This window comes from Segatella copri, assembly GCF_949820605.1.
Classification (GTDB): Bacteria; Bacteroidota; Bacteroidia; order Bacteroidales; family Bacteroidaceae; genus Prevotella.
Window position 1 is genome coordinate 668,043 of record NZ_CATKVU010000006.1, and the last position, 22,045, is coordinate 690,087.

The 22,045-nt window shown below is 42.6% G+C and carries 17 protein-coding genes and 1 pseudogene; 15 read left to right on the forward strand and 3 right to left on the reverse strand.

Translation table 11 applies throughout. The features are described from left to right. The first annotated feature begins 146 nt into the window (after positions 1-146). From RCO84_RS03770 to RCO84_RS03780, 3 genes are all read left to right on the forward strand, one after another. On the forward strand, positions 147-2,405 hold the full coding sequence (locus RCO84_RS03770; RefSeq protein WP_317585496.1) for an aconitate hydratase: 2,259 nt from the start codon (positions 147-149) through the stop codon (positions 2,403-2,405). Between the two features lie 31 nt (positions 2,406-2,436). Next, a complete protein-coding gene (locus RCO84_RS03775) occupies positions 2,437-3,783 on the forward strand; it encodes a citrate/2-methylcitrate synthase (protein WP_117692257.1) in 1,347 nt (448 codons plus the stop codon). Between the two features lie 271 nt (positions 3,784-4,054). Next, the gene (locus tag RCO84_RS03780; RefSeq protein WP_022121911.1) at positions 4,055-4,417 is read left to right on the forward strand and encodes a hypothetical protein; all 363 of its coding nucleotides are present in this window, start codon (positions 4,055-4,057) and stop codon (positions 4,415-4,417) included. 30 nt (positions 4,418-4,447) lie between these two features. On the opposite strand, the gene hemW is transcribed toward RCO84_RS03780, so the two are convergent. Next, a complete protein-coding gene (gene hemW / locus RCO84_RS03785) occupies positions 4,448-5,584 on the reverse strand; it encodes a radical SAM family heme chaperone HemW (protein ID WP_317583973.1) in 1,137 nt (378 codons plus the stop codon). Between the two features lie 228 nt (positions 5,585-5,812). On the opposite strand from hemW, the gene RCO84_RS03790 reads away from it, so the two are divergent. The 3 genes from RCO84_RS03790 to rprY all read left to right on the forward strand — a co-directional run bounded on the left by RCO84_RS03790 (position 5,813) and on the right by rprY (position 10,464). Then, positions 5,813-7,975 carry an elongation factor G gene (locus RCO84_RS03790; RefSeq protein WP_006847394.1) on the forward strand — a complete coding sequence of 721 codons (2,163 nt, stop codon included), beginning with the start codon at positions 5,813-5,815 and terminating at the stop codon, positions 7,973-7,975. A 237-nt stretch (positions 7,976-8,212) separates the two neighbouring features. Continuing rightward, the gene (locus tag RCO84_RS03795; RefSeq protein ID WP_144152287.1) at positions 8,213-9,706 is read left to right on the forward strand and encodes a sensor histidine kinase; all 1,494 of its coding nucleotides are present in this window, start codon (positions 8,213-8,215) and stop codon (positions 9,704-9,706) included. 59 nt (positions 9,707-9,765) lie between these two features. After that, on the forward strand, positions 9,766-10,464 hold the full coding sequence (gene rprY / locus RCO84_RS03800; RefSeq protein WP_006847396.1) for a response regulator transcription factor RprY: 699 nt from the start codon (positions 9,766-9,768) through the stop codon (positions 10,462-10,464). Between the two features lie 60 nt (positions 10,465-10,524). Here rprY and RCO84_RS03805 read toward each other — a convergent pair whose 3' ends face one another. Further along, positions 10,525-10,722 (reverse strand): hypothetical protein, encoded by a 198-nt coding sequence (locus RCO84_RS03805; protein ID WP_217314305.1) that lies wholly within the window; start codon positions 10,720-10,722, stop codon positions 10,525-10,527. A 189-nt stretch (positions 10,723-10,911) separates the two neighbouring features. Here RCO84_RS03805 and rpsF point away from each other — a divergent pair, with 189 nt between their 5' ends. The 9 genes and pseudogenes from rpsF (at position 10,912) to RCO84_RS03845 (ending at position 21,393) form a co-directional block, all read left to right on the forward strand. Then, positions 10,912-11,256, forward strand: a complete 345-nt coding sequence (gene rpsF, locus RCO84_RS03810) for a 30S ribosomal protein S6 (RefSeq protein ID WP_144152289.1) — start codon at positions 10,912-10,914, stop codon at positions 11,254-11,256. A gap of 2 nt (positions 11,257-11,258) precedes the next feature. Further along, the gene (rpsR, locus tag RCO84_RS03815) at positions 11,259-11,528 is read left to right on the forward strand and encodes a 30S ribosomal protein S18 (protein WP_006847399.1); all 270 of its coding nucleotides are present in this window, start codon (positions 11,259-11,261) and stop codon (positions 11,526-11,528) included. Positions 11,529-11,548: 20 nt separating this feature from the next. Further along, positions 11,549-12,079 carry a 50S ribosomal protein L9 gene (rplI, locus tag RCO84_RS03820; protein WP_006847400.1) on the forward strand — a complete coding sequence of 177 codons (531 nt, stop codon included), beginning with the start codon at positions 11,549-11,551 and terminating at the stop codon, positions 12,077-12,079. A 281-nt stretch (positions 12,080-12,360) separates the two neighbouring features. Beyond that, positions 12,361-13,248 carry an ACP S-malonyltransferase gene (fabD, locus tag RCO84_RS03825; protein WP_022121906.1) on the forward strand — a complete coding sequence of 296 codons (888 nt, stop codon included), beginning with the start codon at positions 12,361-12,363 and terminating at the stop codon, positions 13,246-13,248. Between the two features lie 89 nt (positions 13,249-13,337). Further along, a complete protein-coding gene (locus RCO84_RS03830; protein ID WP_317583976.1) occupies positions 13,338-15,530 on the forward strand; it encodes an alpha-amylase family glycosyl hydrolase in 2,193 nt (730 codons plus the stop codon). Positions 15,531-16,390: 860 nt separating this feature from the next. Continuing rightward, positions 16,391-16,609, forward strand: a pseudogene (locus RCO84_RS16920) (helix-turn-helix domain-containing protein); the annotation flags it as partial. After that, positions 16,569-16,904, forward strand: coding sequence for a hypothetical protein (locus tag RCO84_RS03835; RefSeq protein ID WP_317583978.1), 336 nt, complete (start codon positions 16,569-16,571; stop codon positions 16,902-16,904). The pseudogene RCO84_RS16920 and the gene RCO84_RS03835, both read left to right, overlap by 41 nt. A gap of 354 nt (positions 16,905-17,258) precedes the next feature. Beyond that, on the forward strand, positions 17,259-19,490 hold the full coding sequence (locus RCO84_RS03840; RefSeq protein WP_317583980.1) for a RagB/SusD family nutrient uptake outer membrane protein: 2,232 nt from the start codon (positions 17,259-17,261) through the stop codon (positions 19,488-19,490). Between the two features lie 340 nt (positions 19,491-19,830). Continuing rightward, complete coding sequence (locus tag RCO84_RS03845) at positions 19,831-21,393, forward strand: ATP-binding protein (RefSeq protein ID WP_317583982.1); 1,563 nt, start codon at positions 19,831-19,833, stop codon at positions 21,391-21,393. 150 nt (positions 21,394-21,543) lie between these two features. Here RCO84_RS03845 and RCO84_RS03850 read toward each other — a convergent pair whose 3' ends face one another. Next, complete coding sequence (locus RCO84_RS03850; protein WP_006847412.1) at positions 21,544-21,861, reverse strand: heavy metal-binding domain-containing protein; 318 nt, start codon at positions 21,859-21,861, stop codon at positions 21,544-21,546. Between the last annotated feature and the right edge of the window lie 184 nt (positions 21,862-22,045).

A 22,045-nucleotide genomic window follows, 5' to 3' on the forward strand; every position in this document is an offset into this window, starting at 1 on the left:
TATGCAACAAAATTATCAAAAAAACAGAAAAATCATATCAAAATGATAAATTTTCGATAAAAGATGCTACTATCTGTAGAAAAAGTTGTATTTTTGCAAATAGAATTGCTTGAAAGAGTGTATAATTAATTAAAATTGTGAACAAGATGATATTGGACATTGAAATGCTGAGAAGCTTTTACGCTTCGTATTCGGAAAGTGTAGCCCAGGCTAAGGCTATGGTGAAACGACCTCTTACTTATGCCGAGAAGGTGCTCTTTGCACATCTTTTCGACCCAACACAGTTGCGACCATATAAAAGAGGTGTGGAATATGTTGACTTCCGACCTAATCGCGTGGCGATGCAGGATGCGACTGCGCAAATGGCGCTCTTGCAGTTCATGAATGCGGGTAAGGACAAGGTGGCCGTACCTGCTTCCGTACATTGTGATCACTTGATTCGTGCCGATGTGGGCGCAACACAAGATCTTCCTGAGGCTTGCAAGACCAATAAGGAGGTTTACGACTTCCTGAAGTCTGTTTCTCAGAAATACCATATCGGTTTTTGGGGACCAGGTGCCGGAATCATCCATCAGGTAGTGCTCGAAAACTATGCATTTCCTGGAGGTATGATGGTGGGTACCGATTCTCATACTCCTAATGCCGGCGGTCTTGGCATGGTGGCAGTAGGTGTAGGTGGTGCTGATGCCGTAGATGTGTTGACCGGTCAGCCTTGGGAACTCAAGATGCCACGTCTCATTGGTGTGCATCTCACAGGTAAACTCTCTGGCTGGTCCACTCCTAAGGATGTGATTCTCGAAATCCTCGGCATCCTTACCGTAAAGGGCGGAACCAATGCCATCCTCGAATACTTCGGCGAGGGATTGAACAGCATCTCTACTACCGGCAAGGCTACCATCTGTAACATGGGAGCCGAATTGGGTGCCACATGCTCTATCTTCCCATTCGACCAGAATGCCAGCGAGTATCTCCGCAAGACAGGCCGTGAAGAAATTGCATCTCTCGCACAGATGAATGCAGCCGAACTCCGTGCTGATGATGAGGTGTTGGCAGATCCGTCTGCTTTCTACGACCAGATTGTTGAAATCGACCTTTCTAAGGTTGAACCTCATCTTAACGGTCCGTTCACTCCAGATGCAGCCACACCAATCTCTCACATGAAGGCAAAAGGTCCTGCCAACGATTATCCGATGGTAGTAGAAGTAGGATTGGTAGGTAGCTGTACCAACTCTTCTTATCAGGACTTGGCCCGTGCTGCCAGCATTGCCCGTCAGGCTTATGAGAAAGGTATTGAGGTGAAGGGACAGCTTATCATCAACCCGGGTTCAGAGCAGATTCGCTATACAGCCGAGCGTGATGGCATCCTCGATGATTTCAAGAAGATTGGAGCCCTCATCATGACCAATGCCTGCGGTCCTTGCATCGGACAGTGGAAGCGTCATACCGACGATAATACGCGCAAGAATGCCATCGTTACCTCTTTCAACCGAAACTTCCGCCGCCGTGCTGATGGTAACCCTAATACGTTTGCCTTCATCGGCAGTCCAGAGCTCACCGTGGCTCTCACCATTGCGGGCCGTCTCGACTTCAATCCGGCTACAGATACCTTGCTGGATAAGGATGGCAACAGCGTGATGCTCGATGCGCCTACAGGTTTCACCTTCCCACCTAAGGGTTTTGCCGTAGAGGATAAGGGATTCATTGCCCCAAGCGAAGAAAATGCCAATGTAGAGGTAGTCATTGCGCCTGACAGCAACCGACTCCAGAAACTTGCTCCGTTTGCTCCATGGGATGGAAAAGACCTGACAGATATGCCGCTTCTTATCAAAACCGAGGGCAAATGTACCACCGACCACATCTCTATGGCGGGTCCTTGGCTGAAGTTCCGTGGACATTTGCAGAACATCTCCGACAACCTTTTAATGGGTGCCGTTAATGCCTTTAACGGTGAGAGCAATAAGGTGAAGAACCAGTTGGATGGTGCTTATGTCGAGGTTTCTACCGCTGCCAAGGCTTACAAGGCAAAAGGCATCAGTAGCATCGTGGTGGCAGAGGATAATTATGGTGAAGGTTCTTCCCGTGAGCATGCAGCTATGGAGCCTCGTTTCCTCAACGTGAAGGTGATTCTCGCCAAGAGTTTCGCCCGCATCCACGAAACCAACCTGAAGAAGCAGGGTATGCTTGCCCTCACATTCTGCAACAAGGATGATTATAATAAGGTGCAGGAGGACGACCGCATCTCTTTGACAGGTTTGAAGGAGTTTGCTCCAGGTTCTAAACTCACCGTCACCCTGAAGCACAAGGATGGTTCTGAGGATAGTTTCGAGGTTGAGCATACTTATAATGATACACAGATTGCATGGTTTAAGGCAGGTTCTGCATTGAACTTTGCTGCAAAGAAATAATAGTAGCCATGCAGCTAAAAAAGTAACAGTTATGAATAAAGAATATTTAATATATAAATTAAGCGATGAGGTAAAAAACTCATGCAAGATTGATAAGGATGCATTCAAGAAGTTCAATGTGAAGCGTGGACTTCGTAATGAGGATGGCTCTGGTGTGTTGGTCGGACTGACTAATATCGGTAATGTAGTGGGTTATGAGCGCGATGCAGAAGGTAAGTTGACCCCTACAGAAGGTAAACTTTATTATCGTGGTTATGAACTTGATGACCTGGTAACTCCTCTCTTGAAAGAGAAGCGCTTCGGATTCGAGGAAGTAGCCTTCCTGCTGCTCTCGGGCCAGTTGCCTGATAAGGAGGAATTGGATGCTTTCAAGGAACTTCTGAACGATAATATGCCTCTTGATCATCGTACGATTACCCATATTATCGAGCTGGAAGGTAGCAACATCATGAACATCCTGGCCCGTTGTGTGCTCGAAATGTACACCTTCGATCCGAATCCGGATGACATCAGCCGTGACAATCTGATGCGCCAGAGTATTGAGTTGATTGCCAAGTTCCCAACCATCATTGCTTATGCATACAACATCTACCGTCACTCTGTTCAGGGTAGAAGTCTACATATTCGTCATCCTCGTGAGAATCTCTCTATTGCAGAGAACTTTCTTTATATGATGAAGCATGAAAACTATTCCGAATTGGATGCCCGTATGCTCGACCTTCTCCTGATTATCCAGGCAGAACATGGTGGTGGTAACAACTCAACCTTTACAGTACGTGTAACATCTTCTACCCGTACAGATACTTACAGTTCCATTGCTGCTGGTATCGGTAGTTTAAAGGGTCCTTTGCATGGTGGTGCCAATATCAAGGTTATCAATATGTTCCACCACTTGAAAGAAGCTATCAAGGATTGGGGTAATGTAACTGAACTTGATACTTACCTTAAGCGAATGCTCAACAAGGAGGCTTATGACAAGACAGGTCTCATTTATGGTATCGGTCATGCAGTCTATACTTTGAGTGACCCACGTGCCGTTGAACTGAAGCGCCTGGCAGGTGAACTTGCCAAGGAAAAGGGTAGAGAAGACGAGTATAATTTCCTGAAGTTGATAGAGCAGGAAGGTATCAAATGTCTGCAGGAACACCGTGGAGGCAGCAAGCCAGCGTGTGCAAATCTTGATTTCTACAGTGGCTTTATCTATGAAATGATTGGTTTGCCACAGGAAATCTATACACCTATTTTCGCCATGGCACGTATCGTGGGTTGGACAGCCCATCGTATTGAAGAACTCAATTTCGAAGGCCGTCGTATTATCCGTCCTGCATATAAGAATATTCTTGGCGAACTGGAGTATAAGCCACTTAATGAGAGATAAAATTCCTCTTTGTTATTATACAAGAAAGGCAATGCCCGTCGTTGGGTGTTGCCTTTTTCAGTCTATATACAAGCAGGCTATTGTCAAGTGATGCAGTGAAGTTTTTGTTTTGACCATTAGAACTAATATACGTTAAATATTCAAAGTAGTATGTTGTAATTTTGGAGAAATGAATAATTATTCTTATCTTTGTAGCCGAAAAGTATAAAGAAAAGTATAAGTATTGAAGTTTTAACCGTCTAGTTTTAAGACAAAACCGTAAATGGATTGCATGGAAAAAGAATTTGAAGATTACTGGAATAAGCACCAGAAGAGATTAATCTTGAATGCTCCAAAAGCACTACGCGATGAATATATCGAATCAACCAAGCTTGACAGCCCGATAGATTGGGTCTGTTTTATCCTGCCTGTGGCTTTGGGCATTGGCCTCCAGCCAATTTTGGATATTCAGAGTGAGATTCTCTCTTGGGCAGTAGTATTGCTTATTGTGGTAGTTTGTTTTGCTGTGATGCAGCTGGTTAAGCCTATGTTGCAGAAAAAGAAATCTACCATACAAGTGGTCAAGAGCATTAAAGCTTTTTATTATGAAGTATACAAGAAAAATGGTTTAAAGAAATTAGAGCCTTGGAATTAGATTCCAAGGCTTTTTTGTTTATTGAAACCATTATATAATCATGAAATCACTCATCACATCATCCGATATGTAAAGACCTTCCCGAGTGAGGGAGAGCCTGCCGTTCTTTATTTTCATCAGTCCACGGCTGATATGCGACTGGGCTTCCTGGAGCAGTCTGTCTGCCAGTTCTTTTCCGAATTCCTGCTCCATCTTCATGAGGTTTATTCCGTCGCTTGTTCGCAAGGCGGTTGTTATCAGATCGTTGTATCGGGTGGAAATATCTAGCTGTTCACTCTCAGAAGGCAGAATGCCATCGCCGATACTTCGAATATAAGTCTGGATATTTTCGATATTCCAGCTGCGCTGCTTCCTATTGTAAGAGTGAGCGGCTGCTCCTATTCCGATATATGGTACCTCGTGCCAGTAACTGCTGTTGTGACGTGAACGGAAGCCCGGACGGGCAAAATTGCTGATTTCATAATGTTCGTAGCCTGCTCCAGTAAGCTGGTCTATCAGGGTTTCATACATCTTGCGACTGGTTTCTTCATCTATTTCGCTAATCTTTCCCTGTTTCAGCATATGGTAGAGGGGCGTTCCCTCTTCGTACATCAGACTGTAGGCAGATATGTGTTCCACATCCAGCTGTATGGCGTGCCTGATATCGCTCATCCATTGGGAAAGAGATTCTTCGGGGAATCCGAACATCAGGTCGATACTGATATTGCGGATGCCGATGTTGCGGAGCCGGTCGACGGCTTCTTCTACCTCTCCGGCATTATGACGGCGATGCAGAAAGTGTAAGCGCTCATTGCTGAAGGTCTGCGCTCCCATGCTGATTCTGTTGACGGGGAGTTGCTTCAGCGTCTCACAGAAATCACCGGTTACATCGTCTGGATTGCATTCCATCGTAATCTCCATATTCTCTGCCAGCGTATAGTTTTTTCTGATAGCAGAGAAAATCTGGTTGAGTTGGGAGCCGTTGAGCTGACTCGGGGTTCCACCGCCCAGATAGATGGTTTCGATAGTTTCATTGCTTCCGGGAGCGGCTTTTGCCGGGCGCATCTGCATCTCCCGGCAGAGAGCATCAGTGTAATCATCCCTTAACTTGAGGGAGGTGGTACTGTAAAAACCGCAGTAGATGCACCGGCTTTCACAAAAGGGGATATGTATGTATAGTCCTGCCATATTTCTGAACTCCTTTTTCTATATATAATAAGGTGTAAAGACAAAAACATGTCTAAACAAAGTGCAAAAGTACTAATATGTTTTAAAAAACAGAAGTTTTTTGCCCAAAACTTTTGGCAATGTGCGATTTTTTTTGTACTTTAGTAGCATGAAACAGAAAAACCGGTGGTTTGACTGTGGATTGCAACTAGCAAATTTAAGTATAACCCTTAAAAATCTATAAGCGTCATGAGAGTTTATCAGACAAATGAGATTAAAAACATTGCGCTGTTGGGCAGTGCGGGTAGCGGCAAGACTACACTTGCCGAGAGTATGTTATTTGAAGCAGGCGTTATCAAGCGTAAAGGCTCTGTAGAAGCGAAAAATACGGTGAGCGACTACTTCCCAGTCGAGTTGGAATACGGCTACTCTGTGTTCCCTACAGTTTTTCATGTAGAGTGGAACAACAAGAAGCTTAACATTATAGATTGCCCAGGTAGCGATGATTTCGTGGGAGGCGCCATTACTTCACTCAATGTTACCGATCAGGCAGTTATCCTTATTAATGGTCAGTATGGTCCAGAAGTAGGTACACAGAACAACTTCCGTTATACAGAGAAGTTGGGTAAACCTGTCATCTTCCTGGTAAACCAGCTCGACTCAGACAAGTGCGACTTTGATAATATCATAGCCACCATGAAGGACATTTACGGTTCTAAGTGTGTGCAGATACAATATCCTATTGAGACCGGCTCAGGCTTCAATGCTCTCATTGACGTCTTATTGATGAAAAAATATTCCTGGAAGCCTGAGGGCGGTGCTCCTATTATTGAAGATATTCCAGAAGAGGAAATGGAGAAAGCCATGGAACTTCATACGGCTCTTGTAGAGGCTGCAGCCGAGAACGATGAGGGACTGATGGAGAAGTTCTTCGAGAGCGAGAGCCTGACAGAAGATGAACTTCGCGAGGGCATCCGCAAGGGATTAGTTACCCGTAGCATCTTCCCTGTGTTCTGCGTTTGTGCAGGTAAGTCGATGGGCGTTCACCGCCTGATGGAGTTCCTGGGCAATGTGGTTCCTTTCGTAAGCGAGATGCCGAAACTGCATAATACACGTGGTGAAGAAATTACACCAGACAGCAATGGTCCTGAGAGTGTTTACTTCTTCAAGACTGGTATGGAACCTCATATCGGTGAGGTAAGCTACTTCAAGGTGATGAGCGGCTCTATCAAAAATGGTGACGACCTGACTAATGCAGATCGTGGCTCCAAGGAGCGTATCGGACAGATTTATGCCTGTGCGGGTGCCAACCGTGTGCCTGTAGAGCAGTTGAATGCCGGTGATATTGGCTGTACCGTGAAGATGAAGGACGTGAAGACAGGCAATACCCTTAATGGTAAGGGAGCTGAGTGGCGTTTCGACTTCATTAAATATCCTAACCCTAAGTATTCACGTGCTATCAAGGCTGCCAATGTTCAGGATACAGAGAAACTGATGGCTGCACTCCTGAAGATGCGCCAGGAAGACCCTACTTGGATTGTTGATCAGAGCAAGGAATTGCGCCAGGTAATCGTAAGAGGACAGGGTGAGTTCCATCTCCGCACGCTGAAGTGGCGTCTGGAAAACAACGAAAAACTCAATGTGACTTTCGAAGAGCCACGTATACCTTATCGTGAGACTATTACCAAGAAGGCTCGTGCTGACTACCGCCATAAGAAACAGAGTGGTGGCTCTGGTCAGTTTGGTGAGGTGCATCTCATAGTTGAACCATACGCAGAAGGTATGCCTGATCCTACGTCATTTACCTTCAACGGTCAGGAGTTCAAGATGAATATCAAGAGCCGTGAAGAGGTTAGTTTGCCATGGGGTGGTAAACTGGTATTCCTCAACTCTGTGGTTGGTGGTGCCATTGATGCCCGCTTCATGCCAGCTATTCTGAAGGGTGTTATGGACTGTATGGAACATGGTCCGTTGACGGGCAGTTATGCACGTGATGTACGTGTCATCGTTTATGATGGTAAGATGCACCCAGTAGATAGTAATGAACTTTCGTTCATGCTTGCTGCCCGCCATGCGTTCAGCGATGCCTTCAAACAGGCTGGTCCGAAGATTCTGGAGCCTATCTATGATCTTGAGGTTTATGTGCCTGCTGATTTCATGGGTGATGTGATGAGTGATCTCCAGGGACGTCGTGCTCTCATTATGGGTATGGACAGCGAGGCCGGTTACCAGAAGTTGAGTGCCAAGATACCTCTGAAGGAACTTGCCAGCTATTCCATCTCTCTGAGTTCATTGACGGGTGGACGTGCTTCATTCACTACCAAGTTTGCCAGCTACGAGTTGGTTCCTTCCGACATTCAGAGTAAGCTGATTGCGGATCATGAGGCAGAATTGGAGAAGGATGCTGAATAGCAATTGTTAGGTTAGAGAAAAATCTCTCTTATATAAATTAAAATTTTATGTTGATATGACCAATATGGGGAAGTGTGCATGTGATATGTATGCTTCCTCTCTTTTTTTATGGAAAATGAAAATTTTAGTTTTATATATGAAACTAAAAATACAGAAAAATGTTAAAAACTAGAAAGAGTAAATAATTAATTAACGATTTTAAGTTAACTGATTAAGAAATTTCTTATCTTTGCCCCCATGAAGAAGAAAACGATTTGGATCATAGCCATTATCATGGGCTTTTCGTTCCTTGCGCTGCTTTACTTGCAGCTCAGTTACATCCAGGAGATGGTAAACATGAAGAAGGAACAGTTTGACGAGTCGGTCAATAGAGCCCTGTATCAAGCTTCAAGAAATTTGGAGCTTAATGAAACTCTGCGCTATCTCGAAAAGAATGTCAACGAGACAGAACGTAAGGCCAATAAAGATAAGAACAAGGGAACGGCAGTTTATTCAACTTTCGAGCTGAAGACAAATGCTACACATCCTGGCAATATGCCGAAGGCGATGATACTGCGTAGCGATAAGAATTCGCTGACAGAAACACAGAAGTCGCTTCAGGAAATCGTGAAGAACCGCTATGTCTATCAGAAAGCGTTGCTGGATGAGGTGGTATATTCTATCCTTTATTCGGCATCAGACAAGCCGCTGAAGGAGAGAATCAACTTCAAGCAGCTCGATCAGGACCTCAAGGCTGAGATGATGAATAATGGTATCAACATACCTTATCATTTCACCGTGACTACCCAGGATGGGCGAGAGGTTTACCGCTGTCCTGACTATACGGACGAGGGTGAGGAATACAGCTACTCACAGGTACTCTTCCGCAACGACCCACAGTCGAAGATGGGCGTAGTAAGGGTACATTTCCCGGATATGAACAGCTATATCTTCTCCAGTGTGCGCTTCATGATTCCTAGTGTCATTTTTACGCTGGTACTGCTGATTACCTTCATCTTTACCATCGTGGTCATCTTTAGACAAAAGAGGTATACTGAAATAAAGAATGATTTCATCAATAACATGACCCACGAACTGAAGACGCCGATTGCCAGTATCAGTCTGGCAGCGCAGATGCTCAATGATACCTCGGTAGCAAAGAGTGAACAGATGCAGAAACATCTGGGTAACGTGATCAACGATGAATCGAAGCGTCTTCGTTTTCTGGTAGAAAAGGTATTACAGATGAGTATGTTCGACCGCAAGAAGGCGGTGTTCAAGAAGAAAGAACTCGATCTGAACGAGATGGTTGAGAATATTGCCAATTCCTTCTCGCTCCGCGTTGAGCATACAGGTGGTAAGGTCTATACCGATATCGAAGCCATCGATTCGGGACTATATGTTGACGAGGTGCATTTCCAGAATGTCATCTTCAATCTGATGGACAATGCTGTGAAATACCGCAAGCCGGACGAGCCGCTTAACATTACGATGAAGACCTGGAATGATGAAGAACATCTGTATCTCTCGATTACAGATACCGGTCTGGGTATGAAGAAGGAGAATCTGAAGAAGATATTCGACAAGTTCTACCGCGTACATACGGGCAATGTCCATGATGTGAAGGGATTCGGATTGGGACTGGCTTATGTCAAGAAGATAGTAGATCTTCATGATGGTGAAATTAAGGTAGATAGCGAATTGGGAAAGGGTACAACCTTTACCATCAAGTTGCCGGTGATTCACAGTTAAGGCTTGAAGAAACAGAATAAAGAATTAAAAGAATATTAATAATTTTAAAGAATAAAGATATGGAAGAGAAAATTAAAATCTTGCTTTGCGAGGACGATGAAAATTTAGGTATGTTGCTTCGCGAATATTTGCAGGCAAAGGGATTTACCACAGTTCTGTGCCCTGATGGCGAGGTAGGTTATAAGGAATTCAATAAAAATAAGTTTGATATTGCAGTACTCGACGTGATGATGCCAAAGAAGGACGGCTTTACCCTGGCACAGGAAATTCGTCAGACCAATGCCGACCTCCCAATCATCTTCCTTACTGCCAAGACATTGAAGGAAGATATCCTTGAAGGTTTCAAGATTGGTGCTGATGATTATATCACCAAGCCATTCTCTATGGAGGAATTGGTGTTCCGTGTAGAGGCTATTCTCCGCCGCGTACGTGGCAAGAAGAGCAAGGAGTCTACCATGTATCACATTGGTGACTTTACCTTCGATACCCAGAAGCAGCTTCTTACCATTGGTGAAAAGCAGACCAAGCTTACCACCAAGGAGAATGAACTTCTTGCTTTGCTCTGTGCTCACTCTAATGAAATTCTGCAGCGTGATTTTGCTCTGAAGACCATCTGGATTGATGACAATTACTTCAATGCACGCTCAATGGATGTTTATATCACTAAACTCCGTAAGCATTTGAAGGACGATCCTCAGATTGAAATCATCAATATCCATGGTAAGGGATACAAACTCATTGTTCCTAACGAGGATTAAATATTTCAGTAACAGGGAAAAGATTCTCAAAGATATAAAAAGGATAAGTCGGTGACCGGCTTATCCTTTTTTTAATGAATATACAAATCCTGCTATTCCTGCCAGGATGAAAAAGAGGCCAGCGAAGAGTACGCTGTTTCCCTTGATAGAAAACGCAAAACTGGCAACCATCAGCAGGACGCCTAAAACGATGAAAGCCATGCCCATAGATGGTAGGGTATGGAGCAGAGTAATCAGTTTCTTATTCATTTTTGCCATATTCTTTACAATTTAGAGGTTGTTTTTATACTATTAACAATTATTTTGTGCAAAAGTACGAAAAATATTTGGTTAATTCAAGAAAAAGTCGTAATTTTGCACCGCAATTCGTGAAAAGGCTGTGTTTTCGCACACATTTTCCGGTTTGCATGAGAATTTTTATATTAATATTTAATCATTTAAAGTAGTATGAATCAATACGAAACCGTTTTCATTTTGACTCCCGTTTTGTCTGATGAACAGATGAAGGAAACGGTCGCTAAGTTCGAGAAGGTACTCACCGATAATGGTGCTGAGATTCTGAACAAAGAGACTTGGGGTTTGAAGAAGTTGGCTTACAACATCGAGAAGAAGACATCAGGCTTCTACAGCTTGGTTGAATTCAAGGCTGAGCCAACTGTTATCGCTAAGCTCGAAACAGCTTATCGCCGCGACGAGAAAGTAATTCGTTACATGACTGTTAAACTTGACAAGTATGCTGCCGCTTACGCAGAGAAGCGTCGTGCAAAGCTTGGTAAAAAAGAGGAGGCTTAATCATGGCAGATCAGAAATCAGAAATCCGTTATTTGACTGCTCCTTCTATCGACACAAAGAAGAAGAAGTATTGCCGTTTCAAGAAGAGCGGTATTAAGTACATCGACTACAAGGATCCAGAGTTCTTGAAGAAGTTCTTGAACGAGCAGGGTAAAATCCTTCCACGTCGTATCACAGGTACATCTTTGAAGTATCAGCGCCGTGTAGCACAGGCTGTAAAGCGTGCTCGCCAGATCGCTTTGCTTCCTTACGTAACCGATTTGATGAAGTAATTTAAGGAGGATAAAGAAGAATGGAAATTATTTTGAAGCAAGATATTATCGGTCTTGGATATAAGAACGATATCGTAAATGTAAAGAGTGGTTATGGTCGTAACTTCCTTATCCCTACAGGTAAGGCTGTTATCGCATCTCCATCTGCAAAAAAGCAGTTGGCTGAAGATTTGAAGCAGCAGGCTCACAAGCTTGAGGCTATCAAGGCTGAGGCTGTTAAGAAGGGCGAGGCTCTCGAGGGCATTGTTCTTACTATCGCTGCTAAGGTGAGCGCTACTGGTCAGCTCTATGGCTCAGTTAACGCTGCAACTGTTGCTGAGGAACTCGCTAAGAAGGGCATCGAGGTTGATCGCAAGATCATCACTATGAAGGATGCTAAGAAGGTTGGTGAGTACGAGGCTACTGTACACTACCACAAGGAGGTTGAGGTTAAGGTTCCTGTTAATGTTGTTGCTGAGAACGCTCCTGTTGCAGCTCCTGCTGCTGAGGAGGCTCCAGTTGAGGCACCTGCTGAGGCTGCAGCTGAGGAAGAGGCTCCAGCAGCTGAATAATCCTAGCTCAATCAATTTGTATGAAGTACGATATTTTTCGCACTGTAAAGCAAATTAATATAAAGATCCCTTTTGCCGAAAGGCATTAGGGATTTTTTTATGCCTGTTCCGCATTCAGAATGGAAAGTTTTTACCATTCTTGTAGTAATTTAGAATATATAACTTTATTTTTTAATATTCTCTGCTGATTCTCAGAATTTTATTGTACCTTTGCAGTCGAATTCAGAGAATTCATATTTATTACAGAATATTATTTATAAACTAAAAAATATAAGGATAAAATGAAAGCATTTGTTTTCCCTGGACAGGGTTCTCAGTTCGTAGGTATGGGTAAGGATCTCTACGATAACAACGCATTGGCAAAAGAACTTTTTGATAAGGCCGACGAGATTCTCGGCTTCAAGATTACTGATATCATGTTCGCCGGTACCGACGATCAGTTGAAGGAAACCAAGGTTACCCAGCCTGCTGTATTCCTCCATTCTGTTATCTCTGCTCTTTGCCTGGGTGAGGAGTTCAAGCCAGCTATGGTTGCAGGTCACTCTCTCGGTGAGTTCTCTGCATTGGTTGCTGCCGGTGCTATGGCTTTCGAGGATGGTTTGAAACTCGTTGCTGCCCGTGCCAACGCTATGCAGAAGGCTTGCGAGGCTAACCCTGGTACCATGGCTGCCATCATCGGTTTGCCAGATGAGAAGGTTGAGGAAATCTGCGCTGAGGTAAGTACAGAAGGCAACGTGGTAGTTGCTGCTAACTACAACTGCCCTGGTCAGCTCGTTATCTCTGGTAACGTGGATGCTATCAATGCAGCTTGCGAGAAGCTGAAGGCTGCTGGTGCTAAGCGTGCATTGCCTTTGAAGGTTGGTGGTGCTTTCCACTCTCCATTGATGCAGCCAGCTAAGGATGAACTTCAGGCTGCTATCGAGAAGACTACATTCTCTGCTCCTAAGTGTCCGGTTTACCAGAATGTAGACGGTAAGCCTCATACTGATCCAGCTGAGATTCAGCAGAACCTCATCGCACAGCTTACAAGCTCTGTACGTTGGACTTCATCTGTACAGGCTATGATTGCTGATGGTGCTGATGACTTCACAGAGTGTGGTCCTGGCAAGGCATTGCAGGGTATGATTGGCCGCATCGACAAGAATGTTGCCGCTCATGGTATTGCTTAATCAACAATAACACTATTCAACGTTTTATCTTTTCAGCAAAGGCGTTGTTGGAAAGGTAAAACGTTTCATTTTTTTAGTAAAGCCGCTAAATGAAGGAAAAAGTTATTATATACCAGGTTCTCCCACGACTCTTCGGAAACCAGAATACAACCTGTAAGGAAAATGGTACCATCGAAGAAAATGGTTGCGGAAAGTTGAATAATTTCTCAGATGAAGTTCTGGCTCGCATCCACGATATGGGATTTACACATATTTGGTATACGGGTGTGATTCGTCATGCCACTCAGACAAACTACTCTTCTTATGGAATTCCTACTCAGCATGCAGAGGTAGTGAAGGGAAAAGCAGGTTCGCCATATGCTATTACCGACTACTATGATATCGATCCAGACTTGGCTGTGAATGTCAGTATGAGAATGAAAGAGTGGGAGCAGCTGATAGAGCGTACTCACAAGGCTGGTATGAAAGTAATCATGGATTTCGTCCCAAACCATGTAGCCCGAGAGTATCATTCCATTTGCAAACCAACAGGTGTACGAGATTTGGGAGAAGATGATGATCCGAACATGCACTTCTCTACTAGGAATAATTTCTATTATGCATGGGGCGATTTGGATTTGAATGAAATCCGTCAATCCAAACCAGAGTTCAAGGCTTTTTCTGCGAAAGATGCCAAGATTTATGAACCTTATACCGAGAGCCCAGCCAGAGCTACAGGAAACGACCGGTTTGATAACCATCCTGGCTGTAACGACTGGTATGAGACCGTGAAACTCAATTACGGTGTAGATTACTGTGATGCAGGAGGCAGAAGCTATCATTATGAACCAGTGCCAAACACATGGGGCAAGATGACAGATATACTCCTCTTCTGGGCAAGCAAGGGCGTAGATGGCTTCCGCTGTGATATGGCAGAAATGGTGCCAACGGCATTCTGGTCATACGCTACCGGAATATTGAAGGCGAAGTATCCTCACATCGTGGTTATCGGTGAGGTATACGATCCTAACCAGTACCGCAACTTTGTAAAGGCTGGTTTCGATTATCTTTATGACAAGGTAGGAATGTATGATTGCCTGCGTGGTGTGCTTCGTGGTGAGCGTCCGGCAGCCAGTATCACTCACGAGTGGCAGGTAGTGGATGATATCCGCGATCACATGCTCTATTTCCTTGAGAATCATGATGAGCAGCGCATCGCCAGCGATTTCTTCTGTGGCTCAGCCATGAAGGCGATTCCTGCTGCAGCCATGAGTCTCTTCTTCCAGAAGAATCCTTTCATGCTTTACAGCGGTCAGGAATTCGGCGAGAAGGGAATGGATAAGGAAGGATTCAGCGGCACGGATGGTCGTACCACGATATTCGACTATTGGAGTCCTGAAACTCTGACACATGCCTATCAGGATTCATCTGGCTCGGCATTGAGTCAGGAGCAGAAATATCTGGCAGCCACTTATCGCCAGCTTCTTCGCTTCGCCAATGAAGAGAAAGCCATCCGCGAGGGTGAGACCTTCGATTTGATGTATGTGAATCCGGGTTCTGAGAATTTCGATCCCCGTACCAATTTCGCCTTCCTTCGCAAGAAGGATGATGAAGCCATGCTCATCGTACTTAATTTTGCTCAGGAGGCGCGTCAGTTGCAGGTTTGCATCCCTGGTCATGCTTTCGATTTCTTCCATATTGCTGAAGAGGAGTTGCTGGTAACAGAACTGTTCTCGGGTGGCAAGAAGAAGGTTGAATTGAAGAAGGATGGCGTGTTCCCGATATCAATGGATGCTAACGGAGTAAGAATCTATAAATTCAATGTCAAGATGGAGGAAAGTGATATCATATTGAATGAGCATCATAAGGAGGAGTTCCCTCCTGCTCATACGGCAGAGCATTTGCTCAATCAGCTGATGGTTCGCATGTTTGGCTGCGATCGCAGCAAGAATGCTCATATTGAGCGAAAGAAGAGTAAGATGACTTTCTTAGTCGATCATAAGCCTACCCGTCAGGAGGAAAAGGCGATTGAGACGGAAATGAATCGTCTGATAGAGCTTGATATGCCTGTTACTTACGAGTTTGTGGATCGTGACCACATTCCGGCTAACGTCAAGTTAGACCGTCTGCCGGATGATGCGAGCGAGACCTTGCGTCTGGTTCGTATCGGTGATTATGATGTTTGTCCATGTATCGGCAAGCATGTCCGTTCTACAGCCCAGATTGGCAAGTTCGTATTGCTTGGTACCAATTGGGATGAGCATGCGCATTCTTTGCGTATCCGCTTCAAGATTGTTCAGTAAAATAAAATAAGCAGCAATGGAGTAGTAGCTATTGCTGCTTTTTCTTTTATAATTACTGCTTTCTTCTTTCCTTTTCTTTCGTGCACATAAAAGTTTTTTTTCTCGAAAAAAAGTCTCAAAGTCTCATTATTTGTGGCTAAAACCGATGTATGTGATTGGTATATAATGGTTTATAAAAATGAGACTTTTCTGTTTATTTTACAAAGAAGTATCATAGAAGTATCATAAATTCAATAGAAGTATCATAAAATTCAGGTAAGTTGCTTGCAAAAAAGCCTTTTTTGAGGATTTATGTCTAGAAATACAGGCACAAAAACTAAGAAATGTCTAGTATTTCAGTTTTATAAAATTGCTAGTGTCTACCTTTCTAGTTTATAAAGTATGCCAATATTAACTAGGAATAAGATGGAAAACACAGACAACTGTAGTTAGGAATAAGCACATAGGTTGGTCTCTTAGTGCCCGTCACACGGGCACTAAGAGATCAAGTGACGGGTATCGATAGACCAAGTGTTGGGTACTCATTGCCCGTACTGCGGGCATTGAATGCCCATTTCATGGGGTGATTTTTGGGCACTATTTTGAGCAAGCAAATTGTAGTTTTTCTATATTTAGTTGACTATAATTTCGTGTTTTTTTATGATGCATCATGGTGATTTAATGATACTTCTATGGAATTCATGATACTTCTATGATACTTCTTTGTAAATATATTTGGAAGTATCATTTTGTAATTCATTATGTATCAGTGATATATTTGCAAATAATGATACATTGAGACTTTTTTCAAGAAAAACATCTATGTGCGAGTGATGAAGGGATGGGCGAATCTGCGGCATTTGTAAGCGGCTCTCACCTAGAAAGAGGTTGCCGAGCTTACTGGGCTTGGCTTGACCACCATCCACAAGTTTGAGAATGGTACAGGGGGCAATCTTTCGCTTGCCACTTTTCTTCTCTTGCTGAAGGTGGTGGGGCAGATTGATGCTATAAATGATGTGCTTCCCGAACTTCCTCCATCACCTTATCTGATGAGAAAGGATGAGAAGAAAGCGCAGAGAATACGTCATACAAAACGATGATAGATGGATCAGTTCCATAGAGTCAGCGATAAATGCTCATCTCGTATCATGGGGGTTGGAGGATAAAGACAACAGTTCTGCTTCTTTTGAGATAGATGGCAAAAGTTGTACTGATGTTCGCATAGAGCAGGCTTACAAAGGCAACTTCCATTTGTATGCAAGCATAGATGGGCGAGAGTGTAAGTTTATTATCGGAAAGAACAAGCTCGAATATGCTACGATTCAAGAGACGGGATTGTCGAATCTTCCGGAGTCGATGCTTAGAGATTTGGTCGCAAAATATCTGGTGAGATAGAAGAAAAGTGATTAAAAATAGAAAAAAGGAAAGAAAAGTGAGGCTTATATGCAAATTTTCCCCCAAAACTTGTGGCTATGTCGGGAAAGTTTTGTAATTTTGAAGCGGATTTGGTGTATGCCATCTCCAAGACATATTAGAATATAAAGAGGCGTTATGCTTATCTTGTAACTTTGGAAACCTGAGAAATTTTCAAAAAGAGATACAATGATAGCATAGTGGTTCTCACGCATAGCGTGGGCTACTATTACTATATCTGTATCTCAGGGTTTTCTCAGGACCTCCAAAGTTAGGTGTGGTATATGTAGACCACGCTTCTTGTATATGAAAGTTTAACTAATAAATAATGAGATTATGAAAGTAATTTTAAAGAAAGCCGTTGTGGTTGTTACCATAGGAATGATGGCAATGCTACAGTCTTGTTCTAGTAATGACGACCTGGATGGTTACACTCCTACTAACTTTAATGTAGGTGGTAAGGTAGAAAAAGGTCCTTTTGTTAGAGGTACAGCCATCCAAATGCAGCCTTTAGATGCTGACCTAGATGAAACTGGTGAGTCTTTTACTTCTACGATTACAGATAATGAGGGTACTTTTACTTTTAGATCTAAATTGTTAAAGTCTCCCTATGTAAAACTGTCTGCTTCTGGATATTATTTTAATGAAGTAACTGGCGAACTTTCTAAAGGAACCTTGGCTTTAAATGCTGTTGCTAATCTTCAAAATGCAGCTGATGTGAATTTGAATATTCTTTCACATCTTAAGTATCAGAGAGTTATGGATTTGGTAGCTAAGGATGGTAAGTCGTTTAAGGAAGCCAACAATCAGGCACAAGAAGAAGTCCTCAAGACTTTTGGTCTCGAAAAGTATGCCAAGACTGATGTTAATCATTTCTCGATTACTTCTGGTACTGATGAAGCTGCAGCTCTTATTGCCGTATCATCTTTAATTCTGTACAATCGTTCTGAAGCACAAATTACTGAGTATTTATCTCAACTTTCAGAAGAGTTTGCTGAGGATGGTAATTTCTCAGAAACTACCAAGCTTCAAATTCGTAAAGATATGTTCTCTTTGGAAAGTAAATTGCCTCAAATAGCAGAGAATATCAAGAAACGCTATCAAGAGATGGGTAAAGAGGTTGCCGTTAAGAATCTTATCTATTATTTCGATTGGGATGGAGATGGAACCGCAGGAAATGAAATTGCGCCTGAAAATCATCCTGTCAGTTTGGAAACAAATAATATCAATGTACCTATGGAAGGTGGAAGCTATGAGGTAAAGGTAAATACAACTGTACCTGTTTACTTAGAGCGACCAAGTTTTTCTGAAATAGAAAATTATCCGTCAGTATCTGTCTCTGGAATGGAAATTTATGAAACAGGAAGTGGAAATGAACCTTGTATCAACTATACTAAAGAATTGAATAATAATATCTTAAAGGTGGTTGTAAAGGCTGCCTTTTTTAGGAAGGAACAAGCTGTTTCAATTCCTTTATATGATGGTATGGGTAATGTAGTGGCTCGCTTGAACTTAACTCAGCAAGCTAATCCTAATGCAGAAATCATAGTACCTCGCCTCGGAAGTGTTGGTATCAGTTGGATTTCTGAATTTATGAAGAGTTTGGCAAATGCTGTAACCCTTGAGGCTCAGATGAATTTTCGTTATACAAAGATAATAAATGATTTTCGTTTTGTTGCTCCTATTAGTAGCAGTGAACCGAATATCCGTAAGTGTTGGAATGATTCATACCAAGCGCTGAATATGATTGCAAGGTTGTATAGAGCAGATGCCATGTATAGGGCAGTATATTCTCCTTATCTGAATGTTTATCGAGATTTGTGCTACTATCAAATGTTGATTTGGTGGGGTGGTGTAGTTGTGATGCCTAATGCAGGTTTTGAAGGTTATGCAGATTCTTATGTTCCAAGAACATCCGAATCTAGTATTCTACAAATGCTGGAAGAAGAACTGGTAGAAGCAATAAGAAATTTGGATGAAAAGAAATGTGTAGCTTTTGCAACCAACGCCAATGATGCTTTGTTTGTATCGAAGGATGTGGCTCGTATTCTTTTGGCGAAAGTATATATGTATCAGCAAAAATGGGCTGCAGCTAGTAATCTTCTCCAACAAGTTGTTGACAAAAATATATACTCTATGGAAAAAGTTCCAACAAAATATACATCTGAAAACAAAGATTTAATATTGGCTTTGAAGTTGTTGGGTATTGAGTCAAGAGCCTCTAGGGTAAATGTAGATGGAAGTCCTGAAGAGGTAGTACCTATCATGACTACTACAGATGTCAAGCTTTTATATGCTGAATGCCAAATTCACTTGGGTAACAATGCAAAGGCTTCAAAATATATTTCAGAAGTGGGTAATATAAATGGTATTTCCGGAACAAATGTTTCAGTTGAGGGAATTAAGCAACTGAGGAAGTCTCTTAAATTGCAAGACTATTTTGCTTTCTTGAAAAGGAATGGTTTGGCGATGAAAGAACTCGGATTAGAAAAATATCAGTTGCTTTTACCTATTCCTCAAAATGGAATAGATATGAATCCAAATTTGACTCAAAACCCAGGGTATTGATATACAAAAATAGGGAGCGTTGATATTTCATAACGTTCCCTATTTTCTTGAAATAGACTCTGGTAGTCTAGTCTGTAAAGTCTTATTTTATGATAACAATTAGCCCTAAGGATCTGATAATTGGCTACAAAGATATTGAATACCGCAAAGGATTTTAGATAAAAATATGCTTGAACAGAGGCGGTAACTCGATTTTTAAGGCTGTTACCGCCCCGTTTCAAGCATGTTTTGTTGAATTGCGGTTCTATTTTTGCAGTGATATATTGTTAATAATCAGAAAAATGCTTGTTTTCTGAAATATTATCTGTATCTTTGTACATTAATTATTAAGAGTAAGATTATGGCTTCAAAGAGATATCCTTTGGGAATACAAACGTTCTCCGAAATCGTGAAGGGGAATTACTTCTATGCTGACAAGACGGCTATCGTCTATCAGTTGGCTCATTATGCCAAGTTTCATTTTCTGAGTCGCCCACGTCGATTCGGAAAATCCTTGTTTGTATCTACCCTCCAGGCTTATTTCGAGGGTAAGAAAGAACTGTTTAAGGGCCTTGCCATCGAACAGATGGAGAAGGAGTGGACGACATATCCTGTCATCCACTTGGATTTGAGCTGTGGTAAGTATTATAGTTTGGAGAATACATATTCAATTCTAAACGGAATACTAGAAGTAGAAGAGAAAAAATATGGTTTAAAAGTTAATCCAATAGATGAGAAGTCTTTTGGAGGTCGTCTTAAGAACATCTTGCTTGCAGCAGCTGCTCAAACAGGTAAACAAGCAGTCGTTCTCATCGACGAATATGACGCACCTATGCATGATTCTGTAAGTGACGAAGATTTACAGAAGACCATCCGCAACATCATGAGAGATTTCTTCAGCCCCTTGAAGCAGCAAGAGGGAAACATCCGCTTTGTATTCATCACAGGTATTTCCAAGTTTAGTCAGCTCAGCATCTTTAGCGAGTTGAACAATCTCAAGATTCTCACGTTGAAGGATGAATACAGTAGCTGTTGTGGTATTACCAAGAGTGAATTGGCTCAGTATTTCCGTGAGGGAATCGAGGAGATGGCTGAGCATAATGGACTCACATATGAGGAGACCTTGCAGCAACTCAAGCAGCATTATGATGGCTACCACTTCAGTATCAATAGCGAGGATATCTTCAATCCTTACAGCATTATCAATGCTTTGGACGATAAGGAGTTTAATAGCTATTGGTTTACATCTGGTACGCCTACGTTCCTGATAGAACTGATGCAGCAGAAGAATTTGGATATGATGGACTTGAATGATATCTGGGCTAGAGCAAAACGCTTCGATGTTCCTACTGAGACGATTACTGACCCTGTGCCAGTCCTTTTCCAAAGTGGGTATCTTGCGATTAAGGGATATGACAAGCAGTTAGGTATGTATTACCTCAGTTTTCCTAATCAAGAAGTTAGACAAGGTTTTTCGGAAAGCCTTTGCCAATATTATACCCCTTCAGAGGTAGGCGAACTTGATGCTATCGTATATGCTTATAAAAAGAATGTGCTCATCAATGATGACATGGAAGCCTTTATGCCTCATTTGAAGGCATTCTATGATAAGTTCCCATATACGATTATCAACAATAATGAGCGTCACTATCAAGCCGTGATATTCACCATCTTCACCATGCTTGGCGAAGATGTGAAGGTGGAGCATACCACTTCGGATGGAAGAATAGACCTTGTGCTCAAGACGGATAAGAGTATCTTTATCTTTGAGTTGAAATATAAGAAGTCTGCCGACATCGCCATGGCGCAAATCTGCGATAAGAACTATGCCAAGGCTTTTGCCGATGATGGGCGAAAGGTTGTGAAAGTGGGTATTAACTTCTCGGAAAACCAGCGAAGTATAGAGGATTGGGTGATAGAATAAATGAAATAGAAGAAAGTTGGTGACATTCATCAGGTGTATGTCACCCACTATATAGATAAAAAAATATCTGAACAGGGGCGGTAACTCGATTTTTTAGGTAGTTACCGCCCCAATTCAAGCATGTTTTGTTCTTTTGTACAGTCGCAGAACTTAGATAATCACCGCCGTTCCGCTGCATGTTACCATCAGCATGGAACCGCTGTTGCCCACGGTTTCGTAATCCAGGTCGATGCCCACGATGGCGTTACAGCCCAGGGATGCGGCACGGTCGGCCATCTCTCTGAGGGCTGTATCCTTAGCCTCGCGGAGGGTGCTTTCGTAAGAACCGCTTCTGCCGCCGATTACATCACGGACACTGGCAAAGAAATCCTTTACAAAGTTGGTACCGATGATGGTTTCGCCGGTCACTACGCCACGGTATTCACGGATAGGATGGCCTTCTATGGTTGGAGTGGTACTTAAAATCATAATCTTTTCCTTTCTTTTTTATGTTATTATCAATGTTATTCATAGCTTAGACGATAAAAGTAGTGAAAAGGTTGCAGGAAATCCAAAAATAATTGCTATTTTTGCATCGTAAATATAAATATTAATAGGTTATATGAACAAGAGATTGATGTTTTCGGCAGCACTCGTGATGGCGCTGCTTTCG